This window comes from Paraburkholderia sp. D1E, assembly GCF_052682275.1.
In genome coordinates, this window is record NZ_JBQYMB010000001.1 from 6930804 (window position 1) to 6946172 (window position 15369).

The window sequence follows — 15369 nt, forward strand, 5'->3', positions numbered from 1 at the left end:
CGGTGGCAGCCTCAACTCAAATCCGACTCCATGCGCTTCGATCTGATCGACCTCCGCCTGTTCCTGCACATTCTCGAAACCGGCAGCATCACGCATGGCGCGGCATGCGCGAACATGTCGTTGCCATCGGCCAGCGCACGCTTGCGCGGCATGGAAGAAGCCCTGGGCGTGCCCTTGCTGGAGCGGGGCCGGCGCGGCGTGGAGTCCACGGCAACAGGCGACACGCTTGCGCATCACGCAAGACTCGTGCTCGGCCAGATCGACCGCATGCAAGGCGAGCTCGGCGAACATCAGGCCGGGCGCAAAGCTTGCGTCCGTTTGTGGACTAATACCGCCGCGATTACCGAGTTTTTACCGTCCGCGGTCGGCCTGTTTTTGCGCGAGCACCCGAACGTGCAGATCGATCTGAAGGAGCGGCAAAGTACCGAAACCGTGAAAGCGGTGCTGGCCGGCGCGGCGGAGATCGGCATCATCTCGGATGCCGTCGAACACGGCGCGTTGCAGACGCTGCCCTTCGCTGTCGACAAGCTCGTGCTGGTCACGAGCCGTGACGACCCGCTGGGTGCGCGCCGTCGCGTCACGCTTGCTGAAGTGGCTGAGCGTGAATTCATCGGCTTGAGTACGAGCAGCGCGTTGCATGCGTATCTTGGCGAACGCGCACTGTTATCCGGACAGCCACTCAGCGTCCGCGCGCACATGCGAACCTTCGACAGCATCTGCTGCATGGTCGAACAGGGCGCGGGCATCGCCATCGTGCCGGCCACCGCCGCCAAACGCTATCGCAGCACGCCTGGCATTCGCACGATCGAACTGACGGACAGTTGGGCCACGCGCCAGTTGCTGATCTGCATGCGCGATCTCAACGCGCTGAAACGGCCGGAAAAAGCGCTGGTGCGGCATCTGGCTGGAATCTGAGAACGCTCGGTTGGCGCTCTATTATCAGCGCGGTTTATTTCACAACCGATTTTTAATCGATTTGCCTGATTCTTTGCCGTTTCTTATCCTTGACGCACAACCGGACGCCACGCAATACATGCGGCCTCCGCTCTGCTCATCTCTGTCTTTTTGCCGGCAAGATCATGGAAAGAACCACCTTCAACGTACGCGTCGACAGCGTGCGTGACGAAGCGCACGGTGTGCGCGCGTTCAGCGTATCGCGTCTGGATGGACAACCGTTCGATCGCTACGAACCCGGCGCGCATATCGACGTCACCGGCCCCTCGGGCGTCACGCGGCAATATTCTTTGTGCGGCGACCCGGATCATCGTGAAGCGCATCTGTTTGCCGTCAAGCGTGAAGACGCGTCGCGCGGCGGCTCACGCTCGCTGCATGACGACGTGACCGTCGGCTGCGAATTGACGATCGGCGCGCCGCGCAATCTGTTTCAGCTCGCAGCCGGTGCGAACGACCACATTCTGATTGCGGCGGGCATTGGCGTCACGCCGCTGTTGAGCATGGCCTATCGCCTGCTCAAACAGAACGAGCACTTCGTGTTGCATTATTTCGCACGCAGCGCGGAGCACGCGGCGTTCCTGCCTTTGCTGTCACGCGCACCGTTCAGTGATTTTGTGCAGCTTCATTTCGGCATCGAGCGAGAACAACTCGATACGGTGCTGGCCGACTGTGTGGCAAATGCAGGCGAAGGCTCGCACATCTATACTTGCGGCCCGGCGCCCTTCATGGAGCGTGTGGTGGCGATTGGCGAAACGCGGGTTGCTGCCGGGGCGCTTCACCTCGAACGCTTCGCCGCCGAGCCCGCTTCGGCGGCTAGCGGCGAAGCGAACACGCTAGAGGCATTCGACGTGCGCATCGCCAGCAGCGGTGCAACCGTACACGTGGATAAACACACGACGATCGTCGCGGCGCTGGCAGCGATCGGCATCGAAGTCGATACGTCATGCGGTGAAGGCGTGTGCGGCACCTGCATGGTCGACGTGGTGAGCGGCACGCCTGAGCATCGTGACCATTGCCTCAGCAAAGCTGAGCGCGCGAGCGGCAAAGTGATCTGCTGCTGCGTCTCACGCGCTACTTCGCCGTTGCTGGTGCTCGATCTTTAGGATTTAATCTTCAACGCAACCAGGTGCTGCATTCGCAGCACCTTCTTTCTGGCGCTCTTACCGGTCGTCGTCACGAATCGACGAGGCATGGCGGCACAGCGCGCGTACTTCGACATCCATATACGGAAACAACGGTAATTGGCCAAGCACGTCATGCAGATGCGCGGGGCTTTCCACGTCGAACACGCTGATATTCGCGTAGCGTCCGGCGATGCGCCACAGGTGTCGCCATACGCCTTCCTGCTGCAGCTTCTGTGACATCGCCTTCTCATCGGACTTCAGGCGCGCGGCGCGCTCCGCGTCCATGTCGGGCGGCAGGTTGACGGTCATCTCAACGTGAAACAGCATGCTTGCTCTCCTTTCCTTATCGGTAATAAAAAACCCTGGTTACCCGGCAAACCGCGCCGCGCAGCCAGGGTCGATAGATTCATGCGGTACGTCCAGGCCTTTCGGGCGTCAGTGCTTCAGCGCCTCACGCTTCTGCACGCACGCGCTCTACTTCAGCGCCCGGCAAGTTGTCGCGCTCCTTGAACAGCGTGAAGTCGAAATCGATCAACGCGAACTGGCCTTCCACGCCATAGGGCTTGCCTTCCGCGCCCTCGGCCTGCTTGACGGCCGGCACGAGGCCGTCGCGCGTGGCGAACGCGAAGTCGTCCCACAGATACGGATCGCCGTCGATGTTGATCTGCGTGGTCAGCTTGCGGCAGCCCGGCGCCGAAACAAAGAAGTGGATATGCGCCGGACGATGCCCATGACGGCCCAACTGATCGAGCAACAACTGCGTCTGCCCTTGCGGCGGCACCGAGTAGCCAACCGGCACCACGCTATGGAAGCTGTACCTGCCTTCGGCATCCGTGCGAATCGAGCGGCGCAGATTGAAGGCCGGCTGCGACTTGTCGAAGTACGAGTAGTTGCCGAGGTGATTCGCGTGCCACACTTCAACCAGCGCATTCGCCAGCGGCTTGCCGTCTTCGCCGAGCACGCGACCGCGCATCACCAGCGTCTGACCGGGATCGGTGCCGTCGTCCAGTCGTGCATGCCCTTCGGACACCGGCGCGCCCGCCACATACAGCGGTCCTTCGATGGTGCGCGGCGTGCCGCCTTCAATACCGGCCTTGGCCTCCGCTTCGTCGAGGCGCAGGTCGAGGAAGTGCTCGAAGCCGAGGCCCGCAGCCAACAGACCGAGCTCGCCGCTCTTGCCTGCGTCGCCGAGATAATTCAGCGCGGTCCAGAACTCGTCCGGCTGCACATCGAGGTCTTCGATCGTATAGAACAGATCCTGGACGATGCGGTTGACGATCTGCTTCGTGCGCGGATTGCCTTCGCCGGTGGCGCTGTCGTTGATTTTCTGCAGCAGCGCGTCAATGGCTTGCTTGTTCATGGGGTATCTCCTTCGTTTAATGTTCTTGGCGGCTAGCGGATGAACCGTCAGTTCGTGGTGACGCTTGCGCCCTGGCGCGTATCGCGCCGCAAGCGGTCGATCTTGTTCCAGTCGAGCGTGATGCCGAGGCCCGGCCCGTGTGGAAGATGCAAAGCAAAATTCTCATAGCGCAGCGGTTCGGTGAGAATCTCTTCGGTCAGCAACAGCGGACCGAACAGTTCAGTGCCCCACTTCAGTTCGCCGAAGGTGCTGAAGAGTTGCGCCGAGGCGATTGTGCCCACCGCGCCTTCGAGCATCGTGCCGCCGTACAGGTCGATGTTCGCAGCCAAAGCGATTGCCGCCACCTGCGCGGCGCCCGTCAGGCCGCCCGATTGTGCGATCTTTACGGCGAAGACATCGGCCGCGCGCGCGCTGGCGATGGCGAACGCATCGGCCGGGCCGTGCAATGCTTCGTCGGCCATGATCGGCACCTGAGCGAAATCCGTCAGACGTTTGAGGCCCGCGCGATTCTCCGCGGCGATCGGTTGCTCGATCAGTGCAATACCGGCAGCGGCGAAACGCTTGCCAGCCCAGATCGCTTCGGATTCGGTCCATGCCTGGTTCACGTCGACACGCACTTCACCGCGTCCTTCCAGCGCTTTCTGAATGGCCACGACGTGCGCAACGTCATCGGCAACTGCGCGCGAGCCGATCTTCAGCTTGAACACACGATGCCGCTTTGCTTCGAAAACACGTTCGGCTTCGTCAATATCGCGGGTCGTGTCGCCACTCGCGAGCGTCCACGCCACATCCACCGAATCGCGTACACGGCCGCCGAACAACTCCGACAGGGGCACGCCGAGACGCTGCGCCTGGGCATCGAACAACGCGGTTTCAACCGCGGATTTCGCAAAACGGTTGCCCTGAAACAGCGCGCGCAGCTTCGCCATCGCCGCGCCTGGGCGGGTCGCGTCCATGTCTTTGAGCCGCGGCGCGAAGTACGTATCGATGTTGACCTTGATACTTTCCGGGCTTTCCTCGCCGTACGCGAGACCGCCGATGGTCGTGCCCTCGCCCACGCCGACCACACCGTCGGCGCAGCGGATACGCACCAGCACGAGCGTCTGGCAGTTCATCGTTGCGACCGAAAGGCGGTGCGGACGAATCGTCGGTACGTCGACGAGAATCGTCTCCACGCTTTCGATCTTCACGGGTGTTGCTATCATTCGTTGCGCTCCTGAACTGCTTTACCGAGAGCTCCATAGTAGAAACAACCCGCGAAGCAGTCCAACACCGATTCCGACTACTTCCATACCTTAGGGGTATGCATGGAACTTCGCCAACTCCGCTATTTCATTGCGGTCGCGGAAGAAATGAACATCACTCGGGCCGCCAAACGCCTGCATATGACGCAGCCGCCGCTCAGCCGTCAGATCCAGCAGATCGAGGAGAGCATTGGCCTCCCGCTGTTCGAACGCGGCTCGCGGCCGCTGCGGCTGACCGAAGCCGGCCGCATTTTCTATGCACAGGCCAGACGTCTGGTCGACGATGCCGACGAACTTGCCCCGCTCACGCGACGCCTCGCACAACTGGCCGAGCGCATCGTGATCGGTTTCGTGCCGTCCACGCTCTATGGCGCGCTGCCCGCGGTGATCCGCGCGTTTCGCGAGGCGGCGCCGCATATCGAGTTGTCGCTAATTGAAATGTTCACGATCGAGCAACTCGCTGCCCTCAAAGGCGGCCGTATCGACGTTGGCTTCGGCCGCTTGCGTTTCGACGACGCACAACTGGCGCGTGAAGTGCTCGTCGAAGAACGGATGATTGCCGCACTGCCGCAAGACCATCCGCTCGCACGACAGAAGAAACCGCTGACGCTTGCCGCGCTGGCGCAGGAAACGCTGATCGTCTATCCGAGCACGCCACGGCCGAGCTACGCGGACCAGCAACTATCGGCGATGCATGACCATGCGCTGGAGCCGAAGGCAATTCATGAAGTGAGGGAATTGCAAACCGCGCTGGGGCTGGTCGCGGCGCAAGTCGGCGTGTGTCTGGTACCGGAAAGCGTGGAGGGTTTGCGCGCGCATGGCGTGGTGTACCGGCCGGTTCCGGCCGCCAATATCGTGTCGCCGATCATCATGAGCCGCCGCCTGCAGGATGAGTCGCCGACGACTACGTTGCTGTGTTCGCTGGCGCGGGCGTTGTTCAAACGGGCGTGAAGGGGCGCTGGCTCATCTCAACGCTCGTCGAACCGTCGCACGATATCGGCCATGAGATTGCGCAACCACACGTTGCCCTCGTCCTGGTCGAAATGCTCGTGCCAATGCATCGTGACAGCCGCCATCGGCAATGTGACAGGCAACTCGTAGAGTTGAAAACCACCGTCCCGATTGAAAATCTGTGCAAGCCGCCGCGGCAGCGTCGCAAACAGATCGGTCACGGCCAGCACGCTCGGCAAGGCCACGAAATGCGGTAATTCCAGCGCAATATGCCGGCCGACACCTTGCGCGCGAAACGCGTCGTCGAGCGCGTAGTGGCTGTGTTCGACCGACGTGATCTGCACATGCGACGCGTCCACAAACGCCTTCATACTCAGCTCTTTCGTGCGCGGCAAGCCGCGGCGCTTGCGCGTCATGCAAACGTAAGTCTCCTCGAACAACGGCTGATGACGCGTGCGCGCGGTCAGCGCCGGCAGATTGCCGATTGCAAAATCGAGCCGGCTCGCGCGCAACGCATCTTCGATTGCTTCTACCGGCAAAGGCTCGATACGCAACTTCACGCGCGGCGCCTGCCGGTGCAGCGCCTCGCAAATCGGCGGCAAGTACGCCAATTCGCCCGCATCGGACAGCGATAACCGGAACGTGCGCGTGCTCACCGCCGGATCGAAGTGTTCCGCGTAGCGCAAGGCTTCACGCACAGTATCCAGTGCCCGCGCGACGATGCCCGACAGTTCGAGCGCGATCGGCGTGGGCTGCATACCGGCGCGCGTGCGGATGAACAACGGATCGTCGAACAAGGTCCGCAAACGCCCTAGCGAGTAACTGATCGCCGGCTGCGACAACGCAAGGCGCTGGCCCGCCCGTGTGAGGCTGCGCTCCTCGACGATCGCCTGGAAAACGCGCAGCAGATTGAGGTCGACGTGGTCCAGCGAATTCATCGAGATATCCATGAGATTGATCTTATATTTTATTTTAGATCAATTTGACGCATATCAGTCGGTCAGCGAGACTTTGCTTCATCAACCACCCCACATACCGAACTGATGAGCGAATCCTCATATCAGACCGTCGACGCAAGCGCCTTGTACCAGCGCGCGCAGTCCGACCGCGTCGCCCCGTCGCTGTACTACGACCCGGCGGTTTTCGAAACCGAACTCGAGCGTATTTTCTACAAGACGTGGATCTGGGTCGCGCACGAAAGCGAACTGCCCAATCCGGGCGACTTCCGCACCACCACGATCGGCCGCCAGCCGGTAATCGTGGTGCGCGATAAGAGCGGTACCGTCAACGTGCTGCAAAACCGTTGCCGCCATCGCGGTGCGACCGTGTGCGAGCAGCACAAGGGCAACGCGAAAGGCTTCACGTGCCCGTATCACAGCTGGACCTATGGTCTCGACGGCGCATTGCGCGCACTGCCCTATGGGGACGGCTATGAAGGCGTGATCGACAAGACCGAGTTGCCGCTCGCCAGCCTGCGCGTGGGCATCTATCAAGGTCTGATTTTCGCGAGCTTCAATCAGGAGATCGAGCCGCTTGAAGATTTCCTCGGCGGCGCCAAACCGTGGATCGACCTGTTCATGAAGCAAGGTGCGGGCTATCCGATCAAGGCGAATGGCGAACATCGCTTCCGCTTTAACGGCAACTGGAAGATCCAGCTCGAAAACACCACCGACCTGTATCACTTCCCGGTGGTCCACAAGTCGTGGATGAAATCGATCGACGACGAAACCGCCGCCGCGATCACGAGTTTCATGACGAGCGACGAAGCATTCTGCCGCTCGCTCGGCAACGGCCATAGCCTTGCCGTGCTGGTGCCGGAACTCGTCGATCTCGACCGCGACGATGGCGCGCCGATCCCCGAGCGCTTCGAAGCACTTGCCGCCACGCTCGCGAAAAAACACACGCCCGACGAAGTGCGCCGCATCGTACGTTCGCTGATGGGTGTCGGCTTCAACCTGAATCTGTTTCCGAACCTCGCGCTGTCGATGGCATTTTTCCGGGTGCTGCGGCCCATCTCGGCGAACGAGACGGAAATCCGTCACGTCGCCCTTGCCATGGACGGCGGCCCCGAAGAAGCGAACCGCGTGCGTCTGCGCATTCACGAACACTTCCAGGGTCCGTTCGGATTCGGCAGCCCGGACGACGCCGAAGCGTGGGAACGCGTGCAACGCGGCTCACATGCCGGCCCCGATCTGCCGATCCTCGTGAACCGCGGCCTGAATCGCGAGAGCACGGCGCCGAATGGCGAAAAAACCGCACACGCCACCGACGAAACCGGCATGCGCGAAGCGTACGCGCAATGGCGCACGATGATGGAGCAAGCATGATGGACAAGATGAATACGCTGTTCTCGCGGCAAACCTTTGCCGGCGCGATCGAACTGATCTGGCGCGAAGCCGAGTTGCTGGACCGCAAGGACTATCGCGAGTGGCTTTCGCTGTGGGACCCGGCGGGCTTTTACGTGGTGCCGATCGATCCCGACGCCACCGACTTTGCCGCCTCGCTGAACTACGCGTACGACGATCAGGACATGCGCGAGAAACGCGTGCAACGCATGACGTCCGGTTATTCGGCTTCGGCAAGCGACGCCGCCCGCACCGTGCGCACGGTCTCGCGTTTCACGCTGACGAGCGATACGAGCGACGAGGTCGAAGTGAGCTCGTCGCAGATCATCGTCGCGTACAAACGCGGCAAATCGACCCTGTTCGCGGCGGATCTCACGCATCGCATCAGTTTTTCGAGCGGCGAGCCGCGCATCGTGCAGAAGGTGATCCGCCTGATCGATTCGACCGAGGCGCTCAGCGCCATCGGGTTCCTGTTGTGAATGACGACGATTCGAGCGAAGCAAAACGATGCCCACACTAGAGGTTTATCTTCCCGCCGGCCATGCGGAAGCGCGTAAAGCGCAACTGATTGCCGGCCTCACTCAGGCCACCGTCGATGCGATCGGCGCACCCGCCGAATCGGTGCGGATTCTGCTAAGCGAATTGCCGCAGCATGATTTCGGCGTGGGCGGCGCCAGCGCGGCGGATCGCGCGGGCAGCCGTGCATCGCTGCTGGTGATCGTCGCGATCCTGATTGCGGGGCGCACGCCCGCGCAAAAGACCGCGTTGATCGCCTCACTCAGCGAAACGAGCGCCTCTGTGCTCGACACGCCGCTCGACGCCGCCCGCGTGATGATCAAGGACATTCCGAATACCGACTTCGGCATAGGCGGCCAGACCGCGAAGTCACTCGGGCGCTAGCGTCCTTCTCCCTACAAGCGAACCAGCGAGCACGACGATGCAACACGACACGCTTTCTCCCACGGCCGGATCACCCGCCACGCCCGCAGTGCCGGCGACTTCGCGGACACTGCGGCGGATCATCGTCGCTTCCGTGCTCGGCAACGCGCTCGAGTGGTACGACTTCTTTCTGTACGGCACAGCCGCGGCCCTGATCTTCGGGCCGCTGTTCTTCCCACTTCACGGCGATCCGCTGATGGGCACCCTCGCCGCCTTCGCCGGCTTCGCGATCGGCTTTGTGGCCCGGCCGCTGGGCGGCATCGTATTCGGCCACATCGGCGACCGGCATGGCCGCAAACGTGCGCTCGTCGTGACGCTGATGATGATGGGCGTGGCGACCTTCGGCATCGGTCTGTTGCCGACGTTCTCGCAAATCGGCTTCCTCGCGCCCGCTGCGCTCGTTTGTTTGCGGGTCGTGCAAGGCATCGCATCCGGCGGCGAATGGGGTGGCGGCGTGCTGCTCATTAGCGAAAGCGCGCCGGCCAATCGTCGTGGCTACTATGCGTCGTTCAGCCAGTTGGGCGTGGCGGGCGGCTTCGTGTTGTCGGCAGCCGCGTTCTATCTGGTGCAGCGACTACCGGTCGAGAGCTTCATGTCGTGGGGGTGGCGCGTGCCCTTTCTCGCGAGCGTGCTGATCTTCGGCGTCGGTGTGTATATTCGCCGGAGCCTGCCGGAGAGCCGCGACTTCACCGCGGCCAAACCGAAGCACATGCCGGTGCTGACGGTGCTGCGCAATCACCCGAAACAGGTGTTGCAAGCAATGGGGCTACGTGTCGCTGAAAACGGCGGCACGTATATCTTCCTGTCGTTCGTGCTGGTGTATGGCAAGACGATCGGCGTGCCGGTTTCGGTGATGCTCGGCGGCGTGATGATCGCGATGCTGATCGAACTCGTCACGATCGTGCTGTGGGGCCGGCTATCGGATGTGATCGGGCGGCGGCCGGTGTATATGATCGGCGCGCTCGGCCTGGTCGTGATCGCGTTTCCCGCATTCTGGTTGATCGATACCCATGAACCGCTGCTCGTATTCCTGTCGCTCACATTAGGTTTGCCCTTCTGCCACGGTGCGATGATCGGCACGCAGCCCGCGCTGATGGGCGAACTGTTTCCCACCGAGGTCCGCTATTCGGGCATGGCGCTAGGCCACGAAATCGCTTCGGTGTTTTCCGGCGGACTTGCGCCTCTGGTCGCTATCGCACTGTATTCGAAGGTCCATGCGCCGTGGCCGGTCGCGTTGATGCTGATCGGCTTCGGCCTCATTACCGCGATTACGCTCTCGACCATTCCGAAGAGCGTCAGTACCAGGCATGATTGAGCTGCGATCAGCGGGCGGGAACGGTCACAACCGGCAGCGTAAAACTGCATTGAAGGCCGCCCTGCCGTGCCGGTTTGGCCCAGATTTCGCCACCGTGCCGGGTGACGATGTTTTTGCACAGCGACAAACCGATGCCATTACCCCCTGCTTTCGACGAAGAAAATCCGTCGAACAGCCGGCCGTGCGCTTCGGCGGGCACGCCCGGGCCGTTATCGACGACCTGCACGAGCGCACATTTCCCGCGCAGGCTGGTGACAAGGCGCAATTCACCGCGCCGTGCAGCGGCATTCATGCATTCCGTCAGCGCCTCGATCGCATTGAACGCCAGATTCAGCACGACCTGGCCAATCAGCACGCGCTCGCAATACACCGGCAAGGCTTCAGATGCCTGCTCGATGGTGACGGCAACACCCGCTTCCTTCGCACGCAATTCGATGAAGTAGGCAACGTCCGTGATGACGTCGCGAATATCCACGTACGTCTCGCTCGGCTCTCGCTTGACGATGTAATCGCGTACGCTCTTGATGATCACCGCCGCGCGCTCAGCCTGGCGATCGGCGCTGCGCAAGCCCCACAACACGTCGTCGACGACACCGGGTTGTGCGAGGCGCCGGATCGCGCCTTCGATGAAATTGCGCACCGCGGCAAGCGGCTGGCTCAGCTCGTGCGCAATGGCGGTCGCCATTTCGCCCATCGCGTTGTAGCGCCCCGCATATTCCAGCAGCCGCGCTTCGTTACGGCGCGCCTCTTCGACAGCGACTTCGTCCGTAATGTCACGAAAGTGCAGCAGGCGGCCGTTGAGGTCGTCTTCGATTTCGATTCTTCTGCACGTAATGCGCAACCAGACCGGCGTGCCATCGCGGCGCGTAATCCGATAGCGTTGCGGTGCCGAAGGCTGGATGCGCGGCGCGTTGGCGAGTTGCTGGAGCAGGCGGTCGCGATCAGACACGCTGCAATAGTCGAGCACGTCGCCCATCGGCACGCCCTCTTGCAGACCCAGCACACGCCGTCCGGATTCGCTGACGAATTCCACTGCGCCCGCGGGCGTCAGTACGGCAACGCCTTCACCGAGATCCTGCATGAATTCGCGCAGCCGCGACTCGTAGCGCCGCAGCGTCTGCTTGAGCGTGTCCTCGATACTGATGTCGCGGAACTGCACCATCACCACGCCGCGCTCACGCAGCGGCACATAGGTGGCAATGGCCTCGGACAGCATATCCGCCCCCGTGCGGGAGCGGTAACACCACTCGTAGACCTGGGGGCCCTCGGTGATCGCGCGATCCATAGCGCCGACGCCGATCTCGCGCCGGTACCTCGGCACCGGGCGGGTCATGTCTTTCGCCTTGAGCGGCAGTATTTCTTCGAGCGTAAAGCCGAGCGCCTCGCAAGCCGCGCGATTGGCCCACACGATCGCCTTCGTTTCAGCGTCGTGCAACAGCACGCACAACGTGAGCGCGTCGAGCAGGCGGTGGAAATCTTCTTCGGCGGGGAAATTCATTATGCGAGGCGGTGGAAAAATCCAATCACGTATTGGAAAGAACATAACACCAGTCGGCATGATTCGCGTCTGAAGATTTCTTTAGGCGCCCCCGGCGCGTTACCTAAAAACGCATCCCGCGTCCCAATTGAAGCGTTCTTTTTGCATTTCTAGACTGGCCTCACCCTGCACGTGTCGTCGCCTGCTTCATCGCCCGCGATCGAATCGTGCCTCGTGTTTCAGCCAATAACGAACAAGGAGAAGCCCCGCCATGTCAGACACTGCTACCGACAATGCCGCCGCTGCCATTGCCGCCGACGCCAGCCGCGATGCAACGCGCTTGCCGCTCGCCGACGTCATCGTCGAAATCGCCGCTCGGCGCGAGGAATTCGAACGCCTGTCACATGTACCGCGCGACGTCATCGCCAGGCTCAAGCGCGCGGGCGTGTATCGCGCGGCGACGCCGCGGCGTTTCGGCGGCGATGCGCTCGCGCCCACCGCGTTCCTCGACATGATCGAACGCATCGCGGTGGCGGACGGTTCGGCGGCATGGGTCGCGAGTTTCGGCTCGGCGAACGTGTATCTCGCGGCGTTGCCTCTGGCAACTCAGGCGCACATCTACGCCGACGGTCCCGATCAGGTGTTTGCGGGCGGCCTCTTCCCCGTGCAACCCGCGCAACCCGCCGAGGGCGGCTGGCGTGTGAACGGCACGTGGAAATTCGCGAGTGGCTGCAAGGGCGCGGACTGGCTCGGCGTGGGGATCGGCGCGGCCGGCTTAGGTGCGGCCGGCCTAGGTGCGACCGGCCTAGGTGCGGCCGGCTCAGGTGCGGCCGGCTCAGGCACGAGCGCCCCCGTTGTGCCCGGCAAACCACGCACAGCCGTGTTCCGCCCGCACCAGGTCGAGATCATCGAGAACTGGGACGTGGTCGGCATGCAAGGCACCGGGAGTCACGATCTGTGCGTCACCGATCAGTTCGTTGCCGACGACTGGACCTTCGTGCGCGGCGGCGAGCCGTGCGTGGACGAGCCGTTGTATCGCTACCCGACTATCGCCTACGCGGCGCAAGTATTGGCCGTGGTTAACCTTGGCCTCGCACGCGCGGCGCTCGATGTCGCCAACCAGATGGCCGGCGGCCGCAAGACGACAACCGGTGCGCCGCAACTCGCCGACCGAGCGTACTACCGGATCGAACTGGCGAAGGCCGAAGCGCAATTGCGCTCAGCCCGCGCGTTCTTCTACGACACCACCGACACGGTCTGGCAATCGATCCTTGCCGGCAACCCCGTCACACCTGATCAGGTCAGCCTGCTGCGCCTCGCCGCGACGCAGATCGCCCGTGAAGGCGCCGAGGTCGTGCAGCGCGCCTACCGGCTCGGCGGCACAATGGCGATCTACCGCACGCATCCGTTGCAGCGCCTGCTACGCGATGCAATGGTGGTGACCCAGCACGCGTTTCTCGGCGAAGGCAACTTCGACGGCGCCGGTGCGGTGTTCGTTGGTGTGCCGCCGATTCCGGGCTACCTGTAAGCCACGTTCTGATTTTGACGTTCAAACGATTTCATGGAGAACCACACTATGTCCGATAACCAGAAGCTGCCCTTGCGCGTTCTGTTCTGCTGCGGCGTGACGCAGAATTTTTTCGACTTGCCGCGCGAGAAGATCGGCGAGGTCTGGCAGGCCTACGGCAAGATGCTGGCGGCGGTCGAATCGATGGACGGCGTCAACGTGCTCGGCATCATGGACGACGACCGTCTCACCGTCGGCAATGCCGACAACTCGCCGTGGACCTTCTACATCATGGCCGACGTGCGCGACTTCGACACCGCCGTGGCGGTGTGCAATCTGTATCGCACCACACCGGTCGGCGAATACAACCTGTGGCGCTACGGCAAGATCGAAGCGCGAGTCGGCCGCGCGCTGCAAGTCCCGCCGCAACACGCTAACGCTGCTTGAGCGTACCGGAGCGTGATGCGATGAACGAGACCCCGAATACGCTTGCCATGTTGACCGAACGGCTCGCCGTGCTCGAAGCCGAATCGGCGGTGCGCCGTACGATGGCGCGTTATATGGCGCTATGCGATGTGCCTTCGGGCGCGCTCGAGGGCGAGACGCTTGCGGCCCTCTTCACTGTCGACGCGATCTGGGAAGGCATCGGCCCGCAGTACGCGAGCAAGTTCGGCCGCCTCAGCGGTCAGGCAGAAATTCTCACGATGCTCACGCGCTACTTGCCGCCGTCGCCGCATTTTTCGGTGAATGTGCACTTCCTCACGTCGGAAACCATCGAGGTGCGCGGCGCGGTCGCGAAAGGCCATTGGATCATGCTGCAAGCGTCCGGTTATGTCGACGCACCAGCGGAGTTGATCTCGGCGCGCCTGGACGTGGATTTTTCCCCCGCGGGCAATGGCCGCGACTGGCTCATCACGCACTTTCGCACCGAACGTCTTTTCGATGCGCCCTGGCAAGTCAATGCAAGGAAACCGAATCCATGAACGAGTTTATCCAGACCTTGTCGTTAGGCGGCACAGGTCCGAGCATCGCGATCAAGGACACGATCGATATCGCCGGCTACGCGACCACGGCCGCGAGCCGCGCGCTGGCCGACAGCCCCCCTGCTGTTCAGCACGCGGAAGTCGTGGAGCGCTTGCTCGATGCCGGCTGGCACATCGTCGGCAAGGCGAACATGCACGAACTCGCGTTCGGCATGACCGGTATCAACGACTACACCGGCACGCCGCAAAATCCGCAGGACGCCATGCGTATTCCCGGCGGCTCGTCGAGCGGTTCGGCGGCGGCCGTGGGTTTGAAGCTTGCCGATGCTGCGCTCGGCACGGACACCGGCGGTTCGATTCGCGGCCCCGCTGCGTGTTGCGGCGTGATCGGTTTGAAGCCGACTTATGGGCGCGTCTCCCAGCGCGGCGTTGCACCTCGTGAATCGACCCTCGATTGTGTCGGGCCGTTCGCGCGCGAGATGCAGATGATCGTCGCGGCGATGCAGGCGATTACCGCCGGGTTCGACGTGAATGCGGCCCAAGCGCGCCAATCAGGCGCGTGGAACGTCGGTGTCGTGCAGGTTGATGCAACGCGGGAAATCCTCAACGCCGTTACGCGTGCAGCAAGCCAGGCCGACTGCACCGTTCGCACGCTGGAACTCGCCGGGCTCGCCGCCGCGTTCGAAGCGGGCCTCTCGATCATCAACGCGGAAACTTCCCGTGCGTTCGGTCACCTGGTGGCAACCGGCAAGCTCGGTGCGGATCTCGACGCACGGTTGCGCGCCGCTGCAAAAACGACAAGCGCTCAATGCGATGCCGCGGAGTCGGTACGCCGGCAATTCACCGCGGCCGTCGACCATGCGCTGGAAAGCGTCGACGTTTTGATTCTCCCCACCCTGCCCGCGCTACCGATCACGCTCGACGAAGCACGCGGCGGCACGTCGGTCATCGCCATGTCGTCGTTGATCCGGCCATTCAACCTGAGCGGCCATCCGGCACTGAGCTTGCCCTTGCCTATCGACGGCTCGTCGCTCAAGGCTGGCTTGCAGATCGTCGGACGCAAAGGGGCGGATGAACAGGTGTGCGCGATTGCGGCGCGCTTCGAAGCGGCCCTCGCCGCCTGACGCAGGTAGTTGAGGTGGGCAAATGAGTTTGGCGAATGCAGTTGCC

The 15369-nt window shown here is 62.6% G+C and carries 16 protein-coding genes; 11 read left to right on the plus strand and 5 right to left on the minus strand.

The window, feature by feature from the left end; translation table 11 throughout:
- The first annotated feature begins 30 nt into the window (after positions 1–30).
- Positions 31–915 (plus strand): LysR family transcriptional regulator, encoded by an 885-nt coding sequence (locus ACUN0E_RS31210; RefSeq protein ID WP_445569005.1) that lies wholly within the window; start codon positions 31–33, stop codon positions 913–915.
- Positions 916–1079: 164 nt separating this feature from the next.
- The gene (locus ACUN0E_RS31215; RefSeq protein WP_445569006.1) at positions 1080–2057 is read left to right on the plus strand and encodes a PDR/VanB family oxidoreductase; all 978 of its coding nucleotides are present in this window, start codon (positions 1080–1082) and stop codon (positions 2055–2057) included.
- Positions 2058–2114: 57 nt separating this feature from the next.
- Here ACUN0E_RS31215 and catC read toward each other — a convergent pair whose 3' ends face one another.
- The 3 genes from catC to catB2 all read right to left on the minus strand — a co-directional run bounded on the left by catC (position 2115) and on the right by catB2 (position 4643).
- Positions 2115–2405: a muconolactone Delta-isomerase gene (catC, locus tag ACUN0E_RS31220; protein ID WP_445569007.1), complete on the minus strand. Its 291-nt coding sequence runs from the start codon at positions 2403–2405 to the stop codon at positions 2115–2117.
- A gap of 124 nt (positions 2406–2529) precedes the next feature.
- On the minus strand, positions 2530–3438 hold the full coding sequence (gene catA / locus ACUN0E_RS31225) for a catechol 1,2-dioxygenase (RefSeq protein ID WP_408389415.1): 909 nt from the start codon (positions 3436–3438) through the stop codon (positions 2530–2532).
- Positions 3439–3485: 47 nt separating this feature from the next.
- Complete coding sequence (gene catB2, locus ACUN0E_RS31230) at positions 3486–4643, minus strand: muconate cycloisomerase CatB2 (RefSeq protein WP_445569008.1); 1158 nt, start codon at positions 4641–4643, stop codon at positions 3486–3488.
- A gap of 102 nt (positions 4644–4745) precedes the next feature.
- On the opposite strand from catB2, the gene ACUN0E_RS31235 reads away from it, so the two are divergent.
- A complete protein-coding gene (locus ACUN0E_RS31235; RefSeq protein WP_445569009.1) occupies positions 4746–5633 on the plus strand; it encodes a LysR family transcriptional regulator in 888 nt (295 codons plus the stop codon).
- Between the two features lie 17 nt (positions 5634–5650).
- Here the strand turns inward: ACUN0E_RS31235 and ACUN0E_RS31240 are convergent, their stop codons facing one another.
- Positions 5651–6571, minus strand: a complete 921-nt coding sequence (locus ACUN0E_RS31240; RefSeq protein WP_408230405.1) for a LysR family transcriptional regulator — start codon at positions 6569–6571, stop codon at positions 5651–5653.
- Between the two features lie 105 nt (positions 6572–6676).
- Between ACUN0E_RS31240 and ACUN0E_RS31245 the strand changes: the two genes are divergently transcribed.
- Genes ACUN0E_RS31245 through ACUN0E_RS31260 form a run of 4 tightly spaced genes read left to right on the plus strand, consistent with a single transcriptional unit; the run spans position 6677 to position 10232 of the window.
- The gene (locus ACUN0E_RS31245) at positions 6677–7960 is read left to right on the plus strand and encodes an aromatic ring-hydroxylating oxygenase subunit alpha (RefSeq protein WP_408230402.1); all 1284 of its coding nucleotides are present in this window, start codon (positions 6677–6679) and stop codon (positions 7958–7960) included.
- Complete coding sequence (locus ACUN0E_RS31250) at positions 7957–8457, plus strand: aromatic-ring-hydroxylating dioxygenase subunit beta (RefSeq protein WP_445569010.1); 501 nt, start codon at positions 7957–7959, stop codon at positions 8455–8457. The genes ACUN0E_RS31245 and ACUN0E_RS31250 overlap by 4 nt, the downstream gene beginning before the upstream one ends.
- 28 nt (positions 8458–8485) lie before the next feature.
- The gene (locus tag ACUN0E_RS31255) at positions 8486–8878 is read left to right on the plus strand and encodes a tautomerase family protein (protein ID WP_408509347.1); all 393 of its coding nucleotides are present in this window, start codon (positions 8486–8488) and stop codon (positions 8876–8878) included.
- A 37-nt stretch (positions 8879–8915) separates the two neighbouring features.
- A complete protein-coding gene (locus ACUN0E_RS31260) occupies positions 8916–10232 on the plus strand; it encodes an MFS transporter (RefSeq protein WP_445569011.1) in 1317 nt (438 codons plus the stop codon).
- A 7-nt stretch (positions 10233–10239) separates the two neighbouring features.
- On the opposite strand, the gene ACUN0E_RS31265 is transcribed toward ACUN0E_RS31260, so the two are convergent.
- A complete protein-coding gene (locus ACUN0E_RS31265; RefSeq protein WP_445569012.1) occupies positions 10240–11730 on the minus strand; it encodes a PAS domain-containing sensor histidine kinase in 1491 nt (496 codons plus the stop codon).
- Between the two features lie 250 nt (positions 11731–11980).
- Here ACUN0E_RS31265 and ACUN0E_RS31270 point away from each other — a divergent pair, with 250 nt between their 5' ends.
- From ACUN0E_RS31270 to ACUN0E_RS31285, 4 genes are read left to right on the plus strand one after another with little or no spacing between them, the layout of a single operon-like run.
- Positions 11981–13237, plus strand: a complete 1257-nt coding sequence (locus ACUN0E_RS31270) for an acyl-CoA dehydrogenase family protein (RefSeq protein WP_445569013.1) — start codon at positions 11981–11983, stop codon at positions 13235–13237.
- 48 nt (positions 13238–13285) lie between these two features.
- On the plus strand, positions 13286–13663 hold the full coding sequence (locus ACUN0E_RS31275) for a hypothetical protein (protein ID WP_408338010.1): 378 nt from the start codon (positions 13286–13288) through the stop codon (positions 13661–13663).
- Between the two features lie 20 nt (positions 13664–13683).
- Entirely contained in the window at positions 13684–14199 is a 516-nt protein-coding gene (locus ACUN0E_RS31280; protein WP_445569014.1) for a nuclear transport factor 2 family protein, read from the plus strand.
- On the plus strand, positions 14196–15323 hold the full coding sequence (locus ACUN0E_RS31285) for an amidase (protein WP_445569015.1): 1128 nt from the start codon (positions 14196–14198) through the stop codon (positions 15321–15323). Before ACUN0E_RS31280 ends, ACUN0E_RS31285 begins: the two co-directional genes overlap by 4 nt.
- The last annotated feature ends 46 nt before the right edge of the window (positions 15324–15369 follow it).

Coding starts and splice junctions, on each gene's coding strand:
- ACUN0E_RS31210 (WP_445569005.1), top strand. CDS start 31: ATGCGCTTCGATCTGATCGACCTCCGCCTGTTCCTGCACATTCTCGAA.
- ACUN0E_RS31215 (WP_445569006.1), top strand. CDS start 1,080: ATGGAAAGAACCACCTTCAACGTACGCGTCGACAGCGTGCGTGACGAA.
- catC (WP_445569007.1), bottom strand. CDS start 2,405: ATGCTGTTTCACGTTGAGATGACCGTCAACCTGCCGCCCGACATGGAC.
- catA (WP_408389415.1), bottom strand. CDS start 3,438: ATGAACAAGCAAGCCATTGACGCGCTGCTGCAGAAAATCAACGACAGC.
- catB2 (WP_445569008.1), bottom strand. CDS start 4,643: ATGATAGCAACACCCGTGAAGATCGAAAGCGTGGAGACGATTCTCGTC.
- ACUN0E_RS31235 (WP_445569009.1), top strand. CDS start 4,746: ATGGAACTTCGCCAACTCCGCTATTTCATTGCGGTCGCGGAAGAAATG.
- ACUN0E_RS31240 (WP_408230405.1), bottom strand. CDS start 6,571: ATGAATTCGCTGGACCACGTCGACCTCAATCTGCTGCGCGTTTTCCAG.
- ACUN0E_RS31245 (WP_408230402.1), top strand. CDS start 6,677: ATGAGCGAATCCTCATATCAGACCGTCGACGCAAGCGCCTTGTACCAG.
- ACUN0E_RS31250 (WP_445569010.1), top strand. CDS start 7,957: ATGATGGACAAGATGAATACGCTGTTCTCGCGGCAAACCTTTGCCGGC.
- ACUN0E_RS31255 (WP_408509347.1), top strand. CDS start 8,486: ATGCCCACACTAGAGGTTTATCTTCCCGCCGGCCATGCGGAAGCGCGT.
- ACUN0E_RS31260 (WP_445569011.1), top strand. CDS start 8,916: ATGCAACACGACACGCTTTCTCCCACGGCCGGATCACCCGCCACGCCC.
- ACUN0E_RS31265 (WP_445569012.1), bottom strand. CDS start 11,730: ATGAATTTCCCCGCCGAAGAAGATTTCCACCGCCTGCTCGACGCGCTC.
- ACUN0E_RS31270 (WP_445569013.1), top strand. CDS start 11,981: ATGTCAGACACTGCTACCGACAATGCCGCCGCTGCCATTGCCGCCGAC.
- ACUN0E_RS31275 (WP_408338010.1), top strand. CDS start 13,286: ATGTCCGATAACCAGAAGCTGCCCTTGCGCGTTCTGTTCTGCTGCGGC.
- ACUN0E_RS31280 (WP_445569014.1), top strand. CDS start 13,684: ATGAACGAGACCCCGAATACGCTTGCCATGTTGACCGAACGGCTCGCC.
- ACUN0E_RS31285 (WP_445569015.1), top strand. CDS start 14,196: ATGAACGAGTTTATCCAGACCTTGTCGTTAGGCGGCACAGGTCCGAGC.